A 2524-nucleotide genomic window follows, 5' to 3' on the forward strand; every position below is an offset into this window, starting at 1 on the left:
GCGCGGCCCAGGCCCACGGCCTCGCTGGCGATCAGGATGCGCTCGGGGTTCAGGCCGTGCAGGATGTATTGAAAGCCCTGTCCTTCCTCGCCCACGCGGTCTTCCACCGGAATGCGCAGGCCGTCGATGAACACCTGGTTCGAATCCACGCATTTGCGCCCCAGCTTGTCGATCTCGCGCACCTCGACCGTGCGGCGGTCCAGGTCGGTGTAGAACAGGCTCAGGCCTTCGGTGCCGCGGCATTGCTCCACCGGCGTGGTGCGCGCCAGCAGCAGGATCTTGTTGGCCACCTGCGCGGTGCTGATCCAGACCTTCTGGCCGTGCACCACGTAATGGTCGCCCTCCCGCACCGCGCGGGTCTTGAGCTGGAGCGTGTTCAGCCCGGTGTTGGGTTCGGTCACGCCGAAGCAGGCCTTGTCGCGGCCCGCGATCAGCGGCGGCAGCCAGCGCGCCTTCTGCGCTTCGGTGCCGAACACCACCACCGGGTGCAGGCCGAAGATGTTCATGTGCACCGCCGAGGCGCCGGACAGCCCCGCGCCCGTGGCGGAGATCGTGTGCATCATCAGCGCGGCCTCGCGGATTCCCAGGCCGGCGCCGCCGTAGGCCTCGGGCATGGCGATGCCCAGCCAGCCGGCGTCGGCCAGCGCGCGGTGGAAGTCCTCCGGAAAGCCGCCTTCGCGGTCGCGGCGCAGCCAGTAGTCGGCATCGAACGGGGCGCACACGCGCTCGATCGCGTCCCGGATCTGGGCGTGTTCGGGAGAGAGGTCGAAGTTCATGGGGCGGGCCGGATCACCTTGTCGGGCGACTCGCCGTAGGGCGGGCTGTAGATCACCAGCAGCTTCACGGGGGTGTCGCTGGTCACGGTGAAGACATGCATCTGGTCGGCCGGAAAGAAGCACATGTCGCCCGGCACCATGTCGAAGGCTTCGCCCGCCACTTCGGCGCGGGCCGTGCCTTCGAGCAGATAGCACGACTGCTCGATGCCCGGATGGGCGTGGGGCAGGGCGCCGCCGCCCTTGTGCAGCGTGCCCAGCAGCACTTCCATCTGCCGCGCGCCCACCGTCTCGGGGCCGATCAGGCGCTGGTTGTGCGTGTGGTGGTGGTTGGCGGGCTGGTAGCTGGGCACCTGGGCGGCGCGCACGCGGTACCGGGGCGCGGTGGTGGTGGTGGTGGTGGTGGCGAGGGTCATGCGGGTTCTCCGGTGGCGGCATGGCAGGCGTTTTGCGCGAGCAGGGCGTCGATCTGGGTGGGGGTGTAGCCGGCCTCGGCCAGCAGGGCGCGGGTGTGTTCGCCCAGTTGCGGCGCAGGCGCCAGGGTGCGGGGCGGCGGGGTGGCCGACCAGCGCGTGGGGTGGGCCATGGCGTGCATGGCCCCCTCGGTGGGGTGCACGCTGTCGTGCAGGAAGCCCGTGGCGCGCAGCTGCGGGTTGGTGAGCAGGTCGGCCGGCGAGTTCATCGGCATGTGCGGCACGTCGGCGGCATCCAGCAGCGCCTGCCACTGGGCCGTGGTGCGGGTGCGCAGGATGCGCGCCACCTCGGCATAGACGGCATCGATGTTCGCCGCGCGGGCGCCGTGCGTGGCAAAGCGCGGGTCCTGCGCCAGGCCCTGCGCCTCGCCGATCTCGCCGATGGCCGCGAAGAAGCTGCGCCAGTGCTTGTCGTTGTAGATCAGCACGCAGAGCATGCCGTCGGCCGTCGCATAAGGCTTGCGGTGCGTGGTCAGCAGCCGGGCATAGCCGGCCTCGCCCTGCGGCGGCTCGAAGGTCAGGCCCGCCATGTGGTCGCCCAGGATGAACTGCGCCATGGCCTCGAACATGGGCACGACGATGGCCTGGCCCTGGCCCGTCTTCTCGCGGGCATAGAGCGCCGCCGTCACCGCGTACACCGCATGCAGCCCGGTCACGCGGTCCGACAGCGTGGTCGGCGCATAGGCCGGCTCGGGCGCGCCGTAGCGCTGCATGAGCCACGGGATGCCGGTGGCGCCCTGGATCAGGTCGTCGTAGGCCGGGCGCGCCGCGTCGGGGCCCTCCTGATCGAAGCCGCAGCAGCTCACGTGGATGAGGCGCGGGTTGCGCGCGGCCACGCTGGCCGGGTCCAGGCCCAGCCGCGCCAGGGCCTGCGGGCGCACGTTGCTGATGAGCACGTCGCAGCGCTCGGCCAGCCGCAGCGCGGCCTCGCGGCCCTCCGGGTGCTTGAGGTCCAGCGCGATGCTGCGCTTGCCCGCGTTGGCATGCAGGAAGATGTGGCCCATGCCGGGGTGGCGCATGGGTCCCACGTGGCGCATGTTGTCGCCATCGGGCGTTTCCACCTTGATGACCTCCGCGCCCAGCTGGGCGAGGATCTGCGTGGCGAACGGGCCCATGATGACCGAGGTCAGGTCCAGGATCCGCACGCCCGCCAGGGGGCCGGTGCGTGAAGTGCTATGCGTGTTGTCGGTCATGCCATTCTCCAGAACGTCTGACAGGGGCCGCGGCCGGTGCCACCGGTGCGGCCCGCGCGAGCAGACGCCGCGCAAGGGCCGCCCC

3 protein-coding genes are annotated in these 2524 nt (G+C 71.0%); all 3 read right to left on the bottom strand.

Annotated elements, in window-relative coordinates:
* The coding region (locus tag AC27IO_RS22855; RefSeq protein ID WP_498740940.1) for an acyl-CoA dehydrogenase family protein at positions 1–776 on the bottom strand (776 nt) is incomplete at its 3' end.
* Complete coding sequence (locus AC27IO_RS22860) at positions 773–1189, bottom strand: cupin domain-containing protein (protein WP_498740942.1); 417 nt, start codon at positions 1187–1189, stop codon at positions 773–775. The genes AC27IO_RS22855 and AC27IO_RS22860, both read right to left, overlap by 4 nt.
* Positions 1186–2439, bottom strand: a complete 1254-nt coding sequence (locus AC27IO_RS22865) for a CaiB/BaiF CoA transferase family protein (protein ID WP_498740944.1) — start codon at positions 2437–2439, stop codon at positions 1186–1188. The genes AC27IO_RS22860 and AC27IO_RS22865 overlap by 4 nt, the downstream gene beginning before the upstream one ends.
* Between the last annotated feature and the right edge of the window lie 85 nt (positions 2440–2524).

The organism is Acidovorax sp. KNOB132 (assembly GCF_057541515.1).

Excerpts from the sequence above, each read along its gene's own strand:
- AC27IO_RS22860 (WP_498740942.1), bottom strand. The coding sequence starts at position 1,189 with ATGACCCTCGCCACCACCACCACCACCACCACCGCGCCCCGGTACCGC.
- AC27IO_RS22865 (WP_498740944.1), bottom strand. The coding sequence starts at position 2,439 with ATGACCGACAACACGCATAGCACTTCACGCACCGGCCCCCTGGCGGGC.